The organism is Lysobacter sp. OAE881 (assembly GCF_040546665.1).
Taxonomy (GTDB): Bacteria; Pseudomonadota; Gammaproteobacteria; order Xanthomonadales; family Xanthomonadaceae; genus Lysobacter_J; species Lysobacter_J soli.
Window position 1 is genome coordinate 2,717,242 of record NZ_JBEPOG010000001.1, and the last position, 18,081, is coordinate 2,735,322.

Annotated in this window: 22 protein-coding genes and 1 pseudogene; 18 read left to right on the top strand and 5 right to left on the bottom strand. The window is 66.8% G+C overall.

What is annotated here, in order from left to right; genetic code table 11:
• Nucleotides 1–84: 84 nt before the first annotated feature.
• Nucleotides 85–891, bottom strand: a complete 807-nt coding sequence (locus tag ABIE51_RS12570) for a glycine zipper 2TM domain-containing protein (RefSeq protein ID WP_157030489.1) — start codon at nt 889–891, stop codon at nt 85–87.
• 164 nt (nt 892–1,055) lie between these two features.
• Here ABIE51_RS12570 and ABIE51_RS12575 point away from each other — a divergent pair, with 164 nt between their 5' ends.
• Nucleotides 1,056–1,268, top strand: a complete 213-nt coding sequence (locus ABIE51_RS12575) for a DUF6116 family protein (RefSeq protein ID WP_157030490.1) — start codon at nt 1,056–1,058, stop codon at nt 1,266–1,268.
• 4 nt (nt 1,269–1,272) lie between these two features.
• Complete coding sequence (locus tag ABIE51_RS12580) at nt 1,273–2,040, top strand: TatD family hydrolase (RefSeq protein ID WP_192630982.1); 768 nt, start codon at nt 1,273–1,275, stop codon at nt 2,038–2,040.
• Here the strand turns inward: ABIE51_RS12580 and ABIE51_RS12585 are convergent.
• Nucleotides 2,037–2,885: a tRNA threonylcarbamoyladenosine dehydratase gene (locus ABIE51_RS12585; RefSeq protein ID WP_115841677.1), complete on the bottom strand. Its 849-nt coding sequence runs from the start codon at nt 2,883–2,885 to the stop codon at nt 2,037–2,039. The genes ABIE51_RS12580 and ABIE51_RS12585 overlap by 4 nt on opposite strands.
• A gap of 80 nt (nt 2,886–2,965) precedes the next feature.
• Here ABIE51_RS12585 and ABIE51_RS12590 point away from each other — a divergent pair, with 80 nt between their 5' ends.
• Nucleotides 2,966–3,400 (top strand): cytochrome c, encoded by a 435-nt coding sequence (locus tag ABIE51_RS12590; protein WP_115841678.1) that lies wholly within the window; start codon nt 2,966–2,968, stop codon nt 3,398–3,400.
• A 161-nt stretch (nt 3,401–3,561) separates the two neighbouring features.
• Nucleotides 3,562–4,047 carry a glycine zipper 2TM domain-containing protein gene (locus tag ABIE51_RS12595; RefSeq protein ID WP_115841679.1) on the top strand — a complete coding sequence of 162 codons (486 nt, stop codon included), beginning with the start codon at nt 3,562–3,564 and terminating at the stop codon, nt 4,045–4,047.
• A 221-nt stretch (nt 4,048–4,268) separates the two neighbouring features.
• On the opposite strand, the gene ABIE51_RS12600 is transcribed toward ABIE51_RS12595, so the two are convergent.
• Nucleotides 4,269–4,478, bottom strand: coding sequence for a cold-shock protein (locus tag ABIE51_RS12600; protein ID WP_115841680.1), 210 nt, complete (start codon nt 4,476–4,478; stop codon nt 4,269–4,271).
• A 214-nt stretch (nt 4,479–4,692) separates the two neighbouring features.
• On the opposite strand from ABIE51_RS12600, the gene ABIE51_RS12605 reads away from it, so the two are divergent.
• From ABIE51_RS12605 to ABIE51_RS12615, 3 genes and pseudogenes are all read left to right on the top strand, one after another.
• Nucleotides 4,693–5,178, top strand: a complete 486-nt coding sequence (locus ABIE51_RS12605; protein ID WP_157030493.1) for a DUF456 domain-containing protein — start codon at nt 4,693–4,695, stop codon at nt 5,176–5,178.
• 91 nt (nt 5,179–5,269) lie between these two features.
• A pseudogene (locus ABIE51_RS12610) lies at nt 5,270–6,449 on the top strand (phospholipase A).
• A 151-nt stretch (nt 6,450–6,600) separates the two neighbouring features.
• Entirely contained in the window at nt 6,601–7,557 is a 957-nt protein-coding gene (locus ABIE51_RS12615) for a patatin-like phospholipase family protein (RefSeq protein ID WP_192630984.1), read from the top strand.
• A gap of 270 nt (nt 7,558–7,827) precedes the next feature.
• On the opposite strand, the gene ABIE51_RS12620 is transcribed toward ABIE51_RS12615, so the two are convergent.
• Both ABIE51_RS12620 and ABIE51_RS12625 read right to left on the bottom strand, forming a co-directional pair.
• Nucleotides 7,828–9,384 carry a fumarate hydratase gene (locus tag ABIE51_RS12620; protein WP_192630985.1) on the bottom strand — a complete coding sequence of 519 codons (1,557 nt, stop codon included), beginning with the start codon at nt 9,382–9,384 and terminating at the stop codon, nt 7,828–7,830.
• Nucleotides 9,385–9,519: 135 nt separating this feature from the next.
• The gene (locus tag ABIE51_RS12625) at nt 9,520–9,858 is read right to left on the bottom strand and encodes a HesB/IscA family protein (protein ID WP_115841686.1); all 339 of its coding nucleotides are present in this window, start codon (nt 9,856–9,858) and stop codon (nt 9,520–9,522) included.
• Nucleotides 9,859–9,981: 123 nt separating this feature from the next.
• Here ABIE51_RS12625 and asnS point away from each other — a divergent pair, with 123 nt between their 5' ends.
• From asnS to ABIE51_RS12680, 11 genes are all read left to right on the top strand, one after another.
• On the top strand, nt 9,982–11,382 hold the full coding sequence (gene asnS, locus ABIE51_RS12630) for an asparagine--tRNA ligase (RefSeq protein WP_115841687.1): 1,401 nt from the start codon (nt 9,982–9,984) through the stop codon (nt 11,380–11,382).
• Between the two features lie 7 nt (nt 11,383–11,389).
• Complete coding sequence (locus tag ABIE51_RS12635; protein ID WP_192630986.1) at nt 11,390–11,695, top strand: hypothetical protein; 306 nt, start codon at nt 11,390–11,392, stop codon at nt 11,693–11,695.
• Complete coding sequence (locus tag ABIE51_RS12640) at nt 11,692–12,000, top strand: hypothetical protein (protein WP_115841689.1); 309 nt, start codon at nt 11,692–11,694, stop codon at nt 11,998–12,000. Before ABIE51_RS12635 ends, ABIE51_RS12640 begins: the two co-directional genes overlap by 4 nt.
• 7 nt (nt 12,001–12,007) lie before the next feature.
• Nucleotides 12,008–12,643 (top strand): FMN-binding negative transcriptional regulator, encoded by a 636-nt coding sequence (locus ABIE51_RS12645; protein ID WP_192630987.1) that lies wholly within the window; start codon nt 12,008–12,010, stop codon nt 12,641–12,643.
• 1 nt (nt 12,644) lies between these two features.
• The gene (locus tag ABIE51_RS12650) at nt 12,645–13,430 is read left to right on the top strand and encodes an SDR family oxidoreductase (protein WP_192630988.1); all 786 of its coding nucleotides are present in this window, start codon (nt 12,645–12,647) and stop codon (nt 13,428–13,430) included.
• Nucleotides 13,431–13,512: 82 nt separating this feature from the next.
• Nucleotides 13,513–14,937 carry an aldehyde dehydrogenase gene (locus ABIE51_RS12655; RefSeq protein ID WP_192630989.1) on the top strand — a complete coding sequence of 475 codons (1,425 nt, stop codon included), beginning with the start codon at nt 13,513–13,515 and terminating at the stop codon, nt 14,935–14,937.
• 4 nt (nt 14,938–14,941) lie between these two features.
• Nucleotides 14,942–15,613, top strand: coding sequence for a carbonate dehydratase (gene can, locus ABIE51_RS12660; protein ID WP_192630990.1), 672 nt, complete (start codon nt 14,942–14,944; stop codon nt 15,611–15,613).
• Nucleotides 15,610–16,059: a RidA family protein gene (locus tag ABIE51_RS12665; RefSeq protein WP_192630991.1), complete on the top strand. Its 450-nt coding sequence runs from the start codon at nt 15,610–15,612 to the stop codon at nt 16,057–16,059. Before can ends, ABIE51_RS12665 begins: the two co-directional genes overlap by 4 nt.
• An 82-nt stretch (nt 16,060–16,141) precedes the next feature.
• Entirely contained in the window at nt 16,142–16,672 is a 531-nt protein-coding gene (locus tag ABIE51_RS12670) for a 3-hydroxyanthranilate 3,4-dioxygenase (RefSeq protein WP_192630992.1), read from the top strand.
• Nucleotides 16,673–16,688: 16 nt separating this feature from the next.
• A complete protein-coding gene (locus ABIE51_RS12675) occupies nt 16,689–17,699 on the top strand; it encodes an amidohydrolase family protein (protein WP_192630993.1) in 1,011 nt (336 codons plus the stop codon).
• A gap of 10 nt (nt 17,700–17,709) precedes the next feature.
• On the top strand, nt 17,710–18,078 hold the full coding sequence (locus ABIE51_RS12680) for a 5-carboxymethyl-2-hydroxymuconate Delta-isomerase (protein WP_192630994.1): 369 nt from the start codon (nt 17,710–17,712) through the stop codon (nt 18,076–18,078).
• The last annotated feature ends 3 nt before the right edge of the window (nt 18,079–18,081 follow it).

The window sequence follows — 18,081 nt, forward strand, 5'->3', positions numbered from 1 at the left end:
TCTTTTCGCGCAACAAGAACGGGGCCGGATCGCTCCGGCCCCGCGGGATACTGCCTGGGATGTTAGCGCTACGAGTTGCCGTGATCAGCCGCGCGTCGGGGCCGAAGCGGACGCCGTCTGCGTGACGACCTGCCCGTCGATGACCGGCAGGCGACCGGCGACGGGGCGCTCGTCCATGCGGATGGTCTGCTCGGCGCCGTTGTAGCGGTAGGTCACGTCGTAGCCGACGACCTTGTCCTCGTCGCCCAGCAGGATGCGGCTGCCCGGCTTGCTGTCGGTGCGCATCGTGCCAGTGGTGCCGTCCGGGTTGCGGTAGGTCACGTTGTAGCCGACCACGCGCGAGGATTCGGACGTCGAGGACACGGTGTGGCACTGGCGCTCGGTGCGGCTGGTGACCTTGCCGCCGACGTGACGCTTGTCGATCTGGTTGCCGATGAAGCCACCGGCCACCGCGCCGCCGACGGTCGCGGCCTTCTTGCCGTTGCCGCCGCCGACCTGGTTGCCGAGCAGGCCACCGATCACCGCACCGGCCACGGTGCCGCCGACGTTGCCGTCGCGTTCCGGGGCGCGTTCCTGCACGACCACGTCCTCGCAGACTTCGCGCGGCGTGGAGGTGGTGCTGGTCTCGCGGATGGCGTCGGACCCGATCACCGTTGCGTACAGCTTTTCCTTCTCGGTGATCGACTTTACGTTGGTGACGTCGGCGTACTCCACCTTGTTTGCGTCGATGGCCCCATTGGCGGCGGTATCGCCGTCCTGGCCCGGAAGCAGCTGGCCGTCGGCCGAGGCCGCCGGAGCCGTGCCCTTGTTGCTGAAGCTGTTGAATGCGGCCACTGCGACACCGCCGACGAGCAGCGAAGCCAGGGCAACGGCGAGGATGTTCTTGTTCATCTCAGGGCCTCTGCGGCGGGGCTTGCCCGCGTTGTTGGATGGCGCCATTCGAGCACTGGGAACCTGAACGGCCGCCGATTTTTTAACATCAAGCTGTCGAAACTGTGAACTGGTTTAGGCACGCTTGTTGGCGTCTCTGGGACCACGGTCATATCGGATCTGCCATGCCTTCCCCAATTACCGCTCCGATCCTCGGCTTCCTGTCCCGCCTCAGCTTCCCGCGGCTGTTCCTGGTCACGGCGGCGCTGTTCTTCGCCGACCTCCTGATCCCGGACTTCATTCCGTTGGCCGACGAACTGCTGCTCGGCATGGGCACGCTGCTGCTGGCCAGCTGGAAGAAGCGCAAGGATCCCCTGCCCCCGCCGGCGCAGCGCTGACGCCGTGCATCGGCTCGTCGACACCCATTGCCATCTCGACGTCGACGAGTTCGACCGCGATCGCGATGAGGTGATCGCGCGCGCGCGCGAGGCGGGCGTTACCCGGCAGATCGTGCCGGCGATCGACGCCGCGACGTGGCCGAAGCTGCGCGATGTGTGCGCGAAAGACGACGACCTGTACGCCGCCTACGGCCTGCATCCGCTGCTGCTCGATCGCCATCGGGACGCGCACCTGGACGAACTGCGCGACTGGGTCGAACGCGAACGCCCTGTTGCCATCGGCGAATGCGGACTGGACTACTTCGTCGAAGGACTGGACCCGGAGCGTCAGCAGCATTTCTTCGACGGCCAGTTGAAGATCGCGCGCGAATTCGACCTGCCCGTCGTCGTGCACGCGCGTCGCGCGGTGGATGCGGTGATCGCTTCCATCCGTCGCATCGGCGGCCTGCGTGGGGTGGTGCACAGTTTCTCGGGCAGCCAGGAACAGGCGCAGCAGCTGTGGAAGCAGGGATTCCTGCTAGGCCTCGGCGGGCCGGTGACCTACGAACGCGCCAATCGCCTGCGCATGCTTGCAGCCAGCATGCCGCTGGAATTCCTGGTGCTCGAAACCGACGCGCCTGACCAGCCCGATGCCGACAACCGGGGCCAGCGCAACGAACCGGCGCACATGACGCGCGTGCTGCATACGATCGCCGACCTGCGCGGGGTCGATCCGGACGCGGTGGCGCAGGCGACTACCGCGAACGCCGAGCGTCTGTTCGGCCTCGCCTAGGCTTTCGCCGCACCCTTTCGCTTGAGGAGCAGTTCCAGCGCGCGCCCGACGGCCGCGAAGGCGAACGTCCCGGTGATGTGCGTGGCCGCGCCGAGGCCCGCGCCGCAATCGAGCTTCAGCGCTGCATCGCCCGATACCTGCGGACGAATGCCGCAGACCGTGCCGTCGGGCTGCGGGTACTTCACGTTCTCCAGCGAGTAGATCGCCGAGATGCCGAAGTAGCGATCGGCATTCTTCGGAAAATTGAACTCGCTGCGCAGCTTCTTGCGCACGAGCGCGAGCATCGCATCGTGCTCGGTCCGCGACAGATCACGAACGCGCACCAGGGTCGCATCGGTGCGTCCGCCGGCCGAACCCACCACGATCAGCGGCAGCTTGCGGCGTCGGCACCACGCGGCCATGACGACCTTAGTGCGGAAGCTGTCGCAGGCGTCGATCACCAGGTCGAACCCGCGATCGAGCATTTCCTCCAGGTTCGTCGGCGTGACGAAACTGGCGATGGCTTCCACCGTGATCTGCGGATTGATGGCGCGACTGCGTTCGGCCATCGCCTCCACCTTCACCCGGCCGTACTGGCCAGCCAGCGCAGGCAGTTGGCGATTGGTGTTGGACACGCACAAGTCGTCCGCGTCGATCAGCGTCAGGTGCCCCACGCCCGTGCGTGCCAGCGCTTCGGCGACCCACGAGCCCACGCCGCCCATACCGATTACCGCGACGCGGCAGCCCGCCAGGTGCGCGACGGTGCCCGTGCCGTACAGCCGGTCCACCCCGGCGAAGCGCTCCATCCAGGCCGGATCGAGCACGTGTTCGGGAATGGTCTGTTCGGGTGCGCGGGACGTCGTCATCGCGACATTGTAATCGCCGCGCCCACGGGAGCCCCGCAGGCCGCGTGCTATGGTGCCGCGGTTTTCAACGGAGGCCAGGCATGAATACCCAGCCCAGCGGTTCGCGCAGCAACGCGTCGCGTTACCTGTTCCTTTTCCTGCTCGGCCTGGTGGTCGGCGTAGTTGCCACGGTGATGGCGATGCGCGCGATCGACGCGCGCAAGGACCACTTCCACGACAGCGTGATGCACGTGCAGGGATGGCACTTGAACCAGCTGAAGAAGAAGGTCGAGCAGAACCGCTGCGCCGCCACCGACGTGCTGCCCAACCTCAAGGCCTTGCGCACGATGGCCGACGACCTGGAGCCGGCATTCCCCGATCTCGCCGATGACCAGCGCTTCGCCCAGCACGCCAGTCGCATGCGGGCTCGACTGGATGCCGCGCTGGCCAGTCCGCCGCTCAATTGCGCTGGCGTGAGCACGACGGTCGCGGACATCGGCGAGTCGTGCAAGGGATGCCATCAGGACTTCCGCTGACTACCCGGCGTTCGCGCGGTGCTCACTGAACGATCCGGAAAGCAGCGTGGCGTGAACTGCCGACATTGATCGCCAGTTCACCGCGCCGCGTCTAGCGTCTGCGCCATGGTGACGGGCCGATCACACGGCCGGCCATCCCAACCTCCAGAAAGGAGTTGCGCATGAACATCCAGAACGTCCGTCTGCTCGGTGTCGCCGCTGCCGCCACCATCGCGCTCGCCGGTTGCGCCACCTCGTCGCCGGGCTACAGCACTTCGCCCAGCTACGGCGGCGGCGGTTACAGCACCGCTCCGGCGCAGTGCTACGACTGCGGCACCGTGACCCGCATTGAACAGGTCACCACCGGCAGCAGCGCGCCCAGCGCCACCGGCGCGGTGCTCGGCGGTATCGTCGGCGCGGTCGCCGGCCACGAGATTTCCCGCCACACCGGCGGCAGCAAGGGCAATCAGAACATCGCCACGGCCGCCGGCGCGGTCGGTGGCGCGGTCGCCGGCAATGCCATCCAGAAGAACACCACCGGCGCTTCGTACAACGTGTATGTGCGCATGAACGACGGTCGCACGACGGTGGTCACGCAGCGCGACCTCGGCAACGTCCGCGAGGGTTCGTACGTGCGTGTTTACGACGGCAAGGCACACGCGCAGTAAATCCCGCGCCTGTCACCGAAGTAAAACAAGACGGCCCGCGCGAGCGGGCCGTTTTCATGTCTCGATCGTATTGCCGGACGGGTTTCGTAGGCGTCGCGTCGGAGTATTGCGACCCTCAGCGCAAGTCCCGTTTCGCTATCGGGCAGCAAAAAAGAAAAACCCGGCCGGGGCCGGGTTTTTCATGCCTGTCGCGATCAGGTCGCGACCGCAGCGCTCGATGATCAGAGCGGCTGGACGGCGTCGGCCTGCAGGCCCTTCTGGCCCTGCACGACGGTGAAGGTGACCTTCTGGCCTTCCTTCAGGCTCTTGAAGCCCTGCGTCTGGATGGCGCGGAAGTGCACGAACACATCTTCACCGTTCTCGCGGCTGATGAAGCCGAAGCCCTTCGCATCGTTGAACCACTTGACGGTACCAGTTTCACGACCTGACATTGGCACTTACTCCTTGAAACGTTGCGGGTTGAAAACGTGGCGTGCCACGTGCTGGTTGCAAGGAGGAAGCGAGGTGCAACGATGTAGCGGATCGAAGATCAACCGCATCGGGCCACGATTCACGGTGACCGGCAAACACAGCGCCCGCAACGTAACCCGCTGTGGGTGAAAATGCAATCCGTGCAAAGTGGACGTCGGGAAGGGGTATAACCATATGGATTTGCAGGTGCTTTGGTACGTTTTGGCGGGGGTTCTGATCCTGGTCGGCATCGCCGGCACGGTCCTCCCCGCCCTCCCCGGGCTGCCCCTGGTTTTCGCCGGCATGTTGCTGGCGGCCTGGGCCGGGAATTTCCAGCAGGTCGGCTGGTTTCCGCTGGTGTTGCTCGGGCTGCTGACCGCCCTGTCGGTCGTCATCGACTTCTTCGCCACGGCCATGGGTGCCAAGCGGGTCGGCGCGAGCAAGCTCGCCGTGGCGGGCGCCATGGTCGGCACCTTCGCGGGCCTGTTCTTCGGCCCCATCGGACTGTTCACCGGACCGTTCCTCGGCGCGCTGGCCGGCGAGCTGATTCACGGCCGCGAGGTCCGCAAGGCAACGAAGGTCGGCTTCGGCACGTGGCTCGGCATCGTCCTGGGCGTCGTGCTCAAGCTCGGGCTGGCCTTCGCGATGCTGGGGCTGTTCGCGCTGGCCTGGTTCCTCTGACCGACACGCTTCACGGCTGCCCCGTGTTGCGATGCGACACTGGATTGCGCCTTCCCGTCTTTCCCTTATTCCCCCCTTGAGCGAGTCCCCCATGCCCTCCCACAGGCACGAAGCCCCGCACGCTCCACTTTTCCTTGCCTGCCGTGCCGTCCTGACGCTTGCTGCCATCGCGTCGCTTCAGGCGTTCGCGCAGGAAGCGCCCGCCCCGGCGACGCCGGAAGCCTGCGTTTCGATCGGTTCCGATGTCGAGCGCCTGGCCTGCTATGACGCGGCGCTTGGCCGCGTGGCCCGCGACACGCGCGGCGCCGACATCGCCGCCAAGGAAGCCAAGGCGATCCAGAAGAACCTCGAACTCGCCGAAGAGGTCGTCCCCGCTGCCGCGGAGACGGCGGCACCCGCGAGCGACCTGTATCCGATGGAAGACACGCTGGATCGCGCCATCGCGAATGCCGGCAAGGGCTCGCTGCTCGACAGCCGCTGGGAACTGGCGAAGGACTCCAAGCTCGGCACGTGGAACTTCCGCGCCTACAAGCCGATGTACCTGCTGCCGGCGTTCTGGAGCAGCAAGGTCAACGACACGCCCTCCTCGCCCAATCCGAACAACACCAGTCACCGCGCCGCTGGAAGTCGACGACCTGGAAGCGAAGTTCCAGGTCAGCTTCAAGACCAAGGCGTGGGAAAACATCTTCGGCGACAACGGCGATCTGTGGATGGCCTACACGCAGTCCTCGCGCTGGCAGGTCTACAGCCCGGACACCTCGCGCCCGTTCCGCGAAACCAATTACGAACCGGAGGTCATGCTGACCTTCCGCAACAACTACCACCTCGCCGGCTGGAACGGCCGGCTGCTCGGCATCGGCGTGAACCACCAGTCCAACGGCCGCGCCGATCCGCTGTCGCGCAGCTGGAATCGCGTGATCGGCATGATCGGACTGGATCGCGACAACTGGGCGCTGACCGTGCGCCCGTGGTGGCGCGTCAAGGAAAGCGCCAGCGACGACAACAACCGCGACATCGAGGATTTCGTCGGCCGCGGCGACGCGACGCTGGTGTACGTGCGCGGCGGGCATCAGTTCTCGTTGATGGGCCGCCATTCGTTGCGCGGCGGCGACCGCTCGCATGGCGCGGTGCAGCTTGACTGGGGATTCCCGATTCACAACAGCCTGCGCGGCCACGTGCAGATCTTCGACGGCTACGGTGAAAGCCTGATCGACTACAACCATCGCGCCACGTACATCGGCCTGGGAGTTTCGCTCCTGGAGTGGTACTGAAATAGCGGGCTGAACCAGGCGCGCTGAACGAACACGCGCCGCACGCGCCCGATCGCGTGCGGCGTGCGCCGCGTCGCAATGTGCGAGAAGCGGCTGTCCCATCATGGCGATCGTTGGCTCCGTCGGAGCTTGCCCTGCATGGAGACGCTCGATGGACATGCGACGCATCCTTTCGCTCGACGGCGGTGGCATTCGCGGCCTGGTCAGCTGCTTGTGGCTGGCGGGCGTCGAAGATGCACTGTTTCGCGCGGGCAAGCCGGGTTTGCTGAAGTCCTTCGACCTGCTCGCGGGCAGTTCGACCGGCGCGATCGTCGGCTGCGGGCTGGCGGTCGGCTTGTCGCCCAGGCAACTCGGCGAGCTCTACCGGGAGCACCGTCACCGGATCTTCCCCGGCATGGCGCAACGCCTGTGGTCGCGCGCCGGACGCGTGTTCACGCAGGGCGTCTCGGCGCCGCGCTACGACGCACGCGGCCTGGAGGAAGTGCTGCAGGCCGTGTTCGGTGATACGCGTCTGGGTCAGGCGAAGATCCCGCTGCTGATCACCAGCTACGACACGATCGCGCGCAAGCCCATCGTCTTCAAAAGCTTCAAGCCCGAGCACGCGAACTTGCGGATGTGGGAGGTGTGCCGCGCCTCGTCGGCCGCGCCCACGTATTTCCCGGCGCATGCGATGACCGTCGAAGGCCGCGCGCGGGCGATGATCGACGGCGGCGTGGTCGCGAACAATCCCACCGCCTGCGCGATCGCCGAAGCGATGCGCAAGGATGCCCGCGTGGACAGCGCGCAGAACCTGGTCGTGCTGTCGGTCGGCACCGGCGAACGCAGCCGGCCGATCGACCTGAAATCGGCGCAGGAATGGGGCGCGATCGAGTGGGCGATCCCCATCATCGACGTGCTGTTCGACGGCAACACCGACGCGGTGGATTACATCGCGCGTCATCTCATCGGCGACGGCTATTTTCGCCTGCAGGCGGAGCTGATGACCGGGCTGGACGATCTGGACGACGTGAGCGAGACGAACATCGCGGCGCTGGAAGCGATGTCGCAGGACTACCTGTTGCGCGAAGACACGCGGAAGACGCTGGCGGGGCTGGTGGCGCGGTTGTAGGCGGCCGCTGCGACGAGCGGTGCAACGGCGGTGGGTGACCTGTGGACGATGAAGTTGCCGTCATCCCGGCGAAAGCCGGGAGCCAGGCTGTCATGCGATTCGCCGTTGGACGTCATCCAGCGAAAGCTGGGACCCGTTGTGATCGTTCCCCCTGCGCAGCTAAGTGGGGGCATCGCGTATGGCACGTTCGTGCGCATCGCCCCCTTGCCCTCACCCCTACCCCTCTCCCGCAGGCGGGAGAGGGGCTAACACCCGGGCTGGCGGGAGGAATTACTCCACCACCACCGGAATCTTGCCGATGCGGGCCTGCCATTCGCGCGGGCCGGTCTTGTGCACCGACTCGCCGGTCGAATCCACAGCGACCGTCACCGGCATGTCCTGTACTTCGAACTCGTAGATCGCTTCCATGCCCAGGTCCGCGAAACCGACGACCTTCGCCGCCTTGATCGCCTTGGACACCAGGTACGCCGCGCCGCCGACCGCCATCAGGTAGGCCGACTGGTGCTTGCGGATGGCCTCGATCGCGGCCGGGCCGCGCTCGGCCTTGCCAACCATGCCGAGCAGGCCGGTCTGGGCGAGCACCTGCTCGGTGAACTTGTCCATGCGGGTGGCGGTGGTCGGGCCGGCGGGGCCGACGACCTCGTCGCGCACCGGATCGACCGGGCCGACGTAATAGATGAAGCGGCCGCGCAGATCGACCGGCAGCCCCTCGCCCTTGTTGAGCATGTCGACCATGCGCTTGTGCGCGGCGTCGCGGCCGGTCAGGAGCTTGCCGTTGAGCAGCAGGACTTCGCCCGGCTTCCAGCTGGCGACGTCTTCCTTCGTCAGCGTGTCCAGGTTCACGCGACGGCCCTTCGACGCGTCGTAGGTCAGCTCCGGCCAGTCGGCCAAAGACGGCGGATCGAGCATCACCGGGCCGCTGCCGTCGAGCGTGAAGTGCGCGTGCCGCGTGGCGGCGCAGTTCGGGATCATCGCCACCGGCAGGTTGGCCGCGTGCGTCGGGTAATCCTTGACCTTGATGTCGAGCACCGTCGTCAAACCGCCCAGGCCCTGCGCGCCGATACCGAGCGCATTGACCTTCTCGTACAGCTCCAGGCGCAGTTCCTCGGCACGATTGGACGGGCCGCGCGCCTGCAGGTCGGTGATGTCGATCGGCTCCATCAGCGATTCCTTCGCCAGCAGCATCGCCTTCTCGGCGGTGCCGCCGATGCCGATGCCGAGCATGCCCGGCGGGCACCAGCCGGCGCCCATGGTCGGTACGGTCTTGAGCACCCAGTCGACGATGGAGTCGGAAGGGTTGAGCATCGCGAACTTCGACTTGGCTTCCGAACCGCCGCCCTTCGCGGCGACGATCACGTCGACCTTGTTGCCCGGCACGACCTTCACGTTGACCACGCCCGGCGTGTTGTCCTTCGTGTTGGTGCGCTTGCCGGCGGGATCTGCCAGCACGGACGCACGCAGCTTGTTGTCCGGATGGTTGTACGCGCGACGCACGCCTTCGTGGACCATGTCCTCGACCGACATCGTGGCGTCGTCCCAGCGCACGCTCATGCCGATCTCGAGGAACACCGTGACGATGCCGGTGTCCTGGCAGATCGGGCGATGGCCCTCGGCGCACATGCGCGAGTTGATCAGGATCTGCGCGATGGCGTCCTTCGCCGCCGGCGACTCCTCGCGCTCATAGGCGGCGGCGAGGTTCTGGATGTAGTCGACCGGATGGTAGTAGCTGATGTACTGCAGGCCATCGGCGATCGACTGGATCAGGTCTTCCTGGCGGATCGAGACGGGCTGGCTGGCGGCGAACGGCTGCGTTGCGGTGTTGCTCACGGCGGGCGGGCTTGCTGGCGGCGGAACCGCCATTCTAGCCCGTCGGGCCCGGTCGGACCCCGCCATTGCACCGGCGGTGCGGGCCCTGCGCCGGAACGGTCCGTCCGGCTGGCGCCCGTGGCCGCGCCCTTGCGATCAGGCCGCGTCGGCCTTGGTCGTGAAGCTCTCGCCGCAACCGCACTCGGCCGTGACGTTGGGGTTGCGGAACAGGAACTGCTCGCCCAGGCGCTGCTTCACCAGGTCGATCTGCGTGCCGTCCACCAGCGGCAGGCTCAGCGCGTCGACGTAGATGCGCACGCCTTCCTGCTCGAAGACCGTGTCGTCGGCGCCCTGATCGCGGGTCAGGTCGGCCTTGTACTGCCAGCCCGAGCAGCCCGTGCGGGTCACGCCGAAGCGCAGGCCGATCGCGTCGGGGGATTCGACGAGATAGCGCTGGACGCGTTCGAGGGCGGCGGGAGCGAGGGTGACGGCCATGCAGGACTCCGGCGTGTTTCCACTTCAATGGGTTACGACTGGGGATTATAGCGACGCGATGCCGGGCGTTCGGTAAACTCCGGCCTTTCCCCACATTGGCCCGAAGCGGCAAGGATTCAAGGCATGACGGTGGTCAGCGTCGAACAGGCGCTCGCGGGCAAGATCCCGGCGGGTGGCGAAGTCACGGTCCGCGGCTGGGTGCGTACCCGGCGCGATTCCAAGGCCGGGCTCAGCTTCGTCAACGTCAGCGACGGCTCGTGCTTCGCGCCGATCCAGGTCGTCGCGCCGGCCGAACTGCCCAACTACGAATCCGAGGTGAAGCGCCTCACCGCCGGCTGCGCGGTGATCGCCACCGGCACGCTGGTGGCCTCGCAGGGCCAGGGCCAGGCGTTCGAGATCCAGGCCAGCAGCCTGGAAGTGGTCGGCTGGGTCGAGGATCCGGAAACCTACCCCATCCAGCCCAAGGCGCATTCGCTGGAATTCCTGCGCGAAGTCGCCCACCTGCGCCCGCGCACGAACCTGTTCGGCGCCGTCACGCGCATCCGCGACTGCCTGGCCAAGGCCGCGCACCGCTACTTCCACGAAAACGGCTTCTACTGGATCTCCACGCCGATCGTGACGACGTCCGACGCCGAAGGCGCCGGTCAGATGTTTCGCGTCTCCACGCTCGACATGGCCAACCTGCCGCGCGACGACAAGGGCGGCATCGATTTCAGCCGCGATTTCTTCGGCAAGGAAACCTTCCTCACCGTGTCCGGCCAGCTCAACGTCGAGGCGTACGCGCTGTCGCTGAGCAAGGTCTACACCTTCGGTCCGACCTTCCGCGCCGAGAACAGCAACACCACGCGCCACCTGGCCGAGTTCTGGATGATCGAGCCGGAAATCGCCTTCGCCGACCTCGCCGAGGACGCGCGCGTGGCCGAGGAATTCCTCAAGTACATGTTCCGCGCCGTGCTCGCCGAGCGCGCCGACGACATGGCCTTCATCGCCGAGCGCGTGCAGAAGGACGCGATCACGCGCCTGGAGTCGTTCGTCAACGCGCCGTTCGAGCGCATCGAATACACCGACGCGATCAAGCTGCTGCAGAAGGCCGACAAGAAGTTCGACTTCCCCGTCGAATGGGGCCTGGACCTGCAGACCGAGCACGAGCGCTGGCTTACGGAAGAACACGTCGGCCGCCCGGTCGTGGTCACCAACTACCCCGAACACATCAAGGCCTTCTACATGCGCCTGAACGACGACGGCAAGACCGTCGCCGCGATGGACGTGCTCGCGCCGGGCATCGGCGAGATCATCGGCGGCAGCCAGCGCGAAGAACGCCTGGACATGCTCGACGCGCGCATGGCGCAGTTCGGGCTGGATCCGGCGCATTACGGCTGGTATCGCGATTTCCGCCGCTACGGCACCGTCCCGCACGCCGGTTTCGGCCTCGGTTTCGAGCGCCTGGTGGTGTACGTCTGCGGCCTGAGCAACATCCGCGACGCGATCCCGTACCCGCGCGCGCCGGGCAGCGCGGAGTATTGATCGCGCCGTGATCCTCTTCTTTTCCCTGCTCTTCGTCGCCATCGCCATCGCCGGCTTCTGCGCGTTCGTGATCTTCTGGCCGCTGTCGCTGGTGCACATCCGCGACCGGCATCCGCAGCTGCAGATGGAACTGGGCGAAGGCGCGTTCGCGCGGCCGTCGGCGTGGGGATGGCTGCTGCGTCGCGGCTATCTCTCGGCGAACGACGGCAACCTCAACGGCCTGGCGACTCCCGCGCGGATCTCGCTGTTGACCATCATCGGCGGCCTGGTGTGCGCCGCATTGCTCTGGATCCTCGCGGTGGTGATCGGATGAACGAGAACGTCAACGACCAGTGGTGGCTCGCCACGATCGGCCGCACGCTGATCTGGGCGCGCCTGCGCGTGCTCGAGGCCGGCACCGCCGAAGTGCTCGACAGTGACGGCATCAGCCAGCCCTACGACAGCGAGGACAGCGCACGCGCGGCGCTGATGGATGCCGAGTTCGTCTCGCTCGACGGCCTCGACGACGACGACGCACGCAATCGCGGCTTCGCGCTGGACGAACTCGTGCCGCCCAGCGGCGAAGGCCTGGACGTGCTTCGCCCGCAGATGGTCCAGCAGCTTCCCTCGCGGCACTGATCGCGCCATGTACCTGCCCCGCGCCTTCGCCGAGCACGACCTCGAAGCGCTGGACCGGCTCGCAGGACGCGATCGTTTCATCACGCTGGTCACGGTGCGCGACGGCGAACCCGCCGTCAGCCACCTTCCAGTGCTGTACCGACGCAGCGGCGACCGCGTCGAACTGATCGGCCACTGGGCGCGGCCCAACCCGCAGGCGACGCACGCCGGCCCCGCGCTGGCGATCTTCCACGGCCCGCACGCGTACGTCTCGCCGGGCTGGTATCCCGACAAGGAAGCCGCCGCGCGCGTGCCGACGTGGAACTACGCCGTCGCGCACCTGCGCGGCACGCTGTCGACCTTCGACGATGAGCGCTCGCTCGCCGATGTCGTCGACGGACTGAGCCTCGATCACGAAGCCACCGTCGGTGGCGACTGGCGTTTCGAATTCGAACGCGACGATCTTCGCCGCCAGCTGCGTGGCATCGTCGGCTTCCGCTTCATCGCGCACGAGATCGCGCTGAAGTTCAAGCTCAGCCAGAACCATCCGATGGCCAATCGCGAAGCGGTAGCGTCGCAACTGGAAGCGCAATCGCGCGAGGCCAGCCGCGAAACCGCTGCGCTGATGCGCGAACGCATGACGACCGAATCGAACGGAGACTGACGTGGACCTCGACCTCACCGGAAAGCACGCGCTCGTCTGCGGCGCCAGCCAGGGCATCGGCCTCGCGGCCGCGCAGGCGCTGGCCGGACTCGGCGCCGACGTCACGCTGCTCGCGCGACGCGAAGCGCGGCTCCGCGAGCTCGTCGCCACGCTGCCGACGGACAAGGGGCAGACGCACGGCTGGATCGCCGTCGACAGCGCCGATACCGACACGCTGCGCGCGAAAGTGCAGGCGCTGGTGTCCGCGAGGCCCGTGCATGTGCTGGTCAACAACACCGGCGGCCCGCCGCCCGGCCCGGTGCACGGCGCCGAAATCGCCGCGTTCGAAGCTGCGTATCGGCAGCACCTCATCGCCAACCACGTGCTCGCCGAAAGCGTCGTGCCCGGCATGGAACGCGATGGCTACGGCCGCATCGTCAACGTCATCTCGACGTCGGTGAAGGAACCGCTGCAAGGCCTGGGCGTGTCCAACACCACGCGCTGGGCGGTGGCGAGCTGGGCGAAGACGCTCGCGACCGAACTCGCGCCCAAGGGCATCACCGTGAACAACGTGCTGCCCGGTTCCACCGAGACGCCGCGCATCGAGCAGATCATCGAAAACACCTCGGCGAAGACCGGCCGCACCCGCGACGAAGTGTTCGAGAAGATGGTGTCGGAGATCCCGATGCGCCGCTTCGCGCGCCCGGAGGAAACCGCCGCGGCGATCGCGTTCCTGTGCTCCCCGGCGGCGTCCTACATCACCGGCGTGAATCTACCCGTCGACGGCGGCCGTACCCGGTCGTTGTAATGGCCTGACCACGGCATTGGTGTCGTGCAGCGTCGCCACCATACTCATCAGCACGTCCCACCCGCGCTGTTAAGCTAGCCCCATGCGCCTTCGCCACTTCATCGCCGGTGAACCACGCGAGCCGGCATCCGGCCGGTGGGGCGAGGTTTTCGATCCAGCCAACGGCAAGGCCTTCGCGGAAGTCGCACTGGGCGACAAGGGCGACGTGGACGCGGCGATCGCCGCCGCCGAACACGCGTTTCCCGCCTGGTCCGCCCTACCCCACAGCGAACGCGCGCGCTGGCTCGAAAAGCTCGCCGACGCGCTCGAAGCGAAGCTCGACGATTTCGCGCATGCCGAGTCGCGCGATGGCGGCAAGCCCATCAAGCTCGCACGCGAAGCCGAAATCCCGCGGGCGATCAGCAACCTCCGTTTCTTCGCGCACGCCGCGACGCAGTTCGCCAGTGAATCGCACCACGGCCAGGCCGGGTTGAACTACACCTTGCGCCAGCCACTCGGCGTAGTCGGCACGATCTCGCCATGGAATCTCCCGCTGTACCTGTTCACGTGGAAGATCGCGCCCGCGCTCGCGGCCGGCAACACGGTGGTCGCCAAGCCGTCGGAAGTGACGCCGGTGACGGCGACGATGCTGGGCGAACTCGCGGCTGAAATTGGATTCCCGAAAGGCGTGCTCAACATCGTGCACGGACTGGGTCCTGATGTCGGCGAACCGCTGGTCGCCGATGCGCGCGTCAAGGCGATTTCCTTCACCGGCAGCACGCCGGTCGGTCGGCGTATCGCGGGCATCGCGAGCCCGCTGCTGAAGAAGGTGTCGCTGGAACTCGGCGGCAAGAATCCCACGCTCGTCTTCGCAGACAGCGACTGGCGCGACCACCTCGACACGCTGGTGCGCTCGGCATTCCAGAATTCCGGGCAGATCTGCCTGTGCGGCTCGCGCATGCTGATCGAGCGCAGCATTTACACCGAATTCCGCGACGCGCTGGTCGAACGCGCGCAGCAGCTGCGCGTGGGCGATCCGATCGACGAGGACAACCAGCTCGGCCCGCTCGTCTCGCGCGCGCACTTCGACAAGGTCATGGCCGCGCTGCAGCGTGCGCGCGACGAAGGCGGCAAGGTGCTGTGTGGCGGCAACGCGCTCGATCGGCCCGGCTGGTTCGTCGCGCCGACGGTGATCGAAGGCCTCGGTCCGGATTGCGCGAGCAATCGCGACGAGATCTTCGGACCGGTGGTGACGCTGCAACCCTTCGACACCGACACGCACGCGCTTTCGCTCGCCAATGCCGGCGACTACGGCCTCGCCGCCTCGGTGTGGACGCGCGACCTGCGACGCGCGCATCGCCTGGCCGCGCAGTTGCGCGCCGGTATGGTCTGGATCAACACCTGGCTTCAACGCGACCTGCGCACGCCGTTCGGCGGCACGGGCGCGTCCGGCCTCGGCCGCGAAGGCGGATTCGAGGCCATGCGCTTTTTCACCGACGCCAAGAACGTCGGCCTGCAACTGGAATGAACCGATGACTACCGGCCCGCTTACCGATCTGCTCAACAACAACCGCGAATGGTCCGAACGGATCAGCCGCGAGGACCCTGAATTCTTCCAGCGCCTGTCCAAGCAGCAGGCGCCCGAATACCTGTGGATCGGCTGCTCGGATTCGCGTGTTCCGGCCAACCAGGTCATCGACATGGCGCCGGGCGAGGTGTTCGTCCATCGCAACATCGCCAACGTCGTCGTGCATACCGACCTCAACTGCCTGTCGGTGATCCAGTTCGCCGTCGACGTGCTGAAGGTCAAGCACATCCTCGTCGTCGGCCATTACGGCTGCGGCGGCGTGCACGCGGCACTGCACGGGACGCGCGTGGGCCTGGCCGACAACTGGCTTCGCCACGTGTCGGACGTCGCCGAGAAGCACGAAGGCTGCCTGCACCACGCGCAGGACAGCGAACGCCATGACCGCCTGTGCGAACTCAACGTGATCGAGCAGGTTCAGAACGTCTGCCTGACGACAATCGTCCGTGACGCCTGGGCGCGCGGCCAGGAGCTGACCGTGCACGGCTGGGTCTACAGCCTGCGCAACGGCCTGGTGTCGGACATGGCCATCGACGTCAGCTCGCATGACCAGCTCGACGGCCTGTACAAGGCGGCGATCAAGCGCGTGAACGGATTCGGCGGGGACTCGCCGCGATGAGCGACGTCATCCGCGCCGGCGCCGCCCCCAAGCCCGTGGGCCAGTACCCGCATGCGCGCCGCGTGGGCGACCTTCTCTTCCTCTCGGGCATCGGCCCGCGCGACCCCGCGAGCAACGCCATCGTCGGCAACGTCCACGACGCCGAGGGGCGCCTGATCAGCTACGACATCGACGCGCAGACGCGCGCGGTGTTCGCCAACGCGCGCACCGTGCTGGAAGCCAGCGGCGCGCGTTGGGAGGACCTCGTCGACGTGACCGTCTACCTCACCGACATGGCGCACGATTTCAAGGCCTACAACGCGGTCTGGGCCGAGTACTTTCCCGACATCGACACCGCGCCGTGCCGCACCACGCTGGGCATCACCGCGCTGCCGACGCAGATCGCGATCGAACTCAAGTGCGTGGCTGCGATCAAGTCCCCTCACCTGCTTGCGGGAGAGGGTTAGGGTGAGGGCGAACATGCCGCACGCTTCCGACCTGCCCTCACCCCAGCCCTCTCCCGCAAGCGGGAGAGGGGGAGAAACCAGCATGCTTCCCGGCCCGATCAACCTGCACGCCTGGATCGAGGAACACCGCCACCTGCTCAAGCCGCCGGTGGGCAACAAGGTGATCTATGTCGGCGATTTCATCGTGATGGTCGTCGGTGGCCCGAACCAGCGCACCGACTACCACTTCGACGAGGGCGCCGAGTGGTTCTACCAGCTCGAAGGCGAGATGATCCTGCGCATCCAGGAAGACGGACAGGCGCGCGACATCCCGATCAGGGCGGGTGAGATCTTCCTGCTGCCGCCGCGCGTGCCGCATTCGCCACAACGCCTGCCCGATTCGATCGGACTGGTGATCGAACGCCGTCGGCGCCCCGAAGAACTCGACGGCCTGATGTGGTTCTGCGAGCGCTGCAACCACAAGCTGTACGAGGAATTCTTCCCGCTGCGCAACATCGAAACCGACTTCCCGCCGGTGTTCGACCGCTTCTACGCCTCGCGCGACCATCGCACGTGCGGGCAATGCGGCCACGTGAACCCGGCGCCGTCGAAGTACGTGATGCCGGATACCTGAGGACGCACCGTCGCGCATGCTCAAGATCGACACCCACGCCCATTACCTTCCGCGCGACTGGCCCAACCTGGCGCGCAAGTACGGCGACGACCGCTTCCCGGTGATCCACCACACCGAAGACGGGCGCCACCGCATCTACAAGGACGGCAAGTTCTTCCGCGAGATCTGGTCCAAGACCTGGGATCCGCAGGAACGTATCGACGACTACGCGCGTTTCGGCGTACAGGTGCAGGTGATCAGCACCGTGCCGGTGATGTTCAGTTACTGGGCGAAGCCGCACCACGCGCTGGAGCTGCACCAGGCGCTCAACGAGCACATGGCCGAAGCGTGCCGCGAGTACCCTCGCCACTATGCCGGTATCGGAACCGTGCCGCTGCAATCGCCGCGTCTCGCGATCCAGGAGCTGGAGCGCTGCATGGACCAGCTCGGCCTGCAGGGCGTGCAGATCGGCAGCCACATCAACGACTGGAACCTCGACGCGCCGGAGCTGTTCGATTTCTTCCAGGCCGCGGGCGAACTCGGCGCCGCGATCCTCGTGCATCCGTGGGACATGATGGGGGCGGCGACGATGCCGAAATACTGGCTGCCGTGGCTGGTCGGCATGCCGGCGGAGCAGTCGCGCGCCGCGTGCTGCCTTATCTTCGGCGGCGTGCTTGAACGCGTGCCGAACCTGAAAGTCTGCATGGCGCACGGCGGCGGCAGTTTCCCGTACACCATCGGACGCATCGAACACGGCTTCAACATGCGGCCGGACCTCGTCGCGACCGACAATCCGCGCAATCCGCGTGAGTATCTGAGCCAGCTGTTCTTCGATTCGTGGGTCGCCGATCCGCGCGCGCTGCGTTACCTGCTCGACACCTGCGGCGTCGATCGCGTGATGCTCGGCACCGACTACCCCTTCCCGCTCGGCGAACAGGAGCCCGGCGCCGGTATCGCCGCGCTTGAATTGTCCGACGCCGAACGCGCGCGCCTCTACCACGGCACCGCGCTGGAATGGCTGGGCCTTTCGATGGCCCGATTCGCCTGAGGGCCCGCACATGCCGCACGTCACGTTGCAGTACACGGTGAACCTCGCGGAATTCAATCCGACCGCGGCCTTGCGCGCGATCAACCAGGCGCTCGCCGACAGCGGTCATTTCGACGAGGAAGCGATCAAGAGCCGCGCGTTGCGCCTGGACGATTACCGCGTCGGCGTCGCCGATGCCGGGCGTGCGTTCATCCACGTGCAGCTGAAGGTGCTGCCCGGCCGCGACGACGCCACGCGCAAGGGCTTTGCCGAGCTGATCATCGCGGCATTGTCTTCCGCGCTCACCGGCCACCCACCGTCCACGCAACTGTGCGTCGAGGTCGACGAGCTCGATGCGCGCACCTACACCAAGCGCGTCGTCGACGCGCCGAACGGCTGATTC